2 protein-coding genes are annotated in these 700 nt (G+C 48.7%); both read left to right on the top strand.

What is annotated here, in order from left to right; genetic code table 11:
• The coding region (gene rmuC / locus R7P74_RS26575; RefSeq protein WP_318123641.1) for a DNA recombination protein RmuC at positions 1-430 on the top strand (430 nt) is incomplete at its 5' end.
• A gap of 78 nt (positions 431-508) precedes the next feature.
• On the top strand, positions 509-700 hold a 192-nt coding region (locus R7P74_RS26570; RefSeq protein ID WP_318123640.1), incomplete at its 3' end, for a class I SAM-dependent methyltransferase.

Here is a 700-nt window from a genome sequence, read left to right as displayed (position 1 = left end):
CGACCCAAGCTTGATCAAAGATGCGATGGAGCAAAACATCATCTTGGTTAGCCCAACCACGTTGCTGGTGGCACTGCGCACCATCGACAATTTATGGCGCAACGAACGTCAGAATGAAAACGCCAAACTGATCGCCCAGCGCGCCACCAAACTGTACGACAAGCTGCGTTTATTCATCGACGACATGGAAGGGTTGGGCGGCGCATTAGACCGAGCGAACCAAACCTATCAAGGCGCTATGAACAAGCTGGCGACAGGCCGTGGCAACGTGATTCGTCAAGCAGAAAGCTTTAGACAGTTGGGGGTTGAAATCAAACGACCGATTTCTTCTGACCTTGCGCAGTTGGCGCAAAGTGATGCATTTTCAGAAAATGAATCACCAAATGAATCGTTAGTAGAAAGACATCCGGCTGAGGATAAAGTAAACTAATCGCCCGCAGTACAGAGGGCGACTTTCATTGTCAGCAAACGCCCTGTAGTGAACAAGTGCTGCCCAAGAGGAATTAGAATGACGGACACAAGTTTGCAATCCAATACAGCGTTAGAGAACGAAACGACCCACTTTGGTTTCACCACAGTGGCGAAAGAAGAAAAAGTGACCAAAGTTGCCGAAGTTTTCCACTCAGTGGCAGCGAAATACGACATCATGAACGACCTGATGTCAGGTGGTATTCACCGCCTTTGGAAGCGTTTTACGATC

Source organism: Vibrio sp. 2033 (assembly GCF_033339735.1).
The sequence above is the reverse complement of the archived record's forward strand: the minus strand, read 5'-3'. Positions and strand labels throughout refer to the sequence as shown.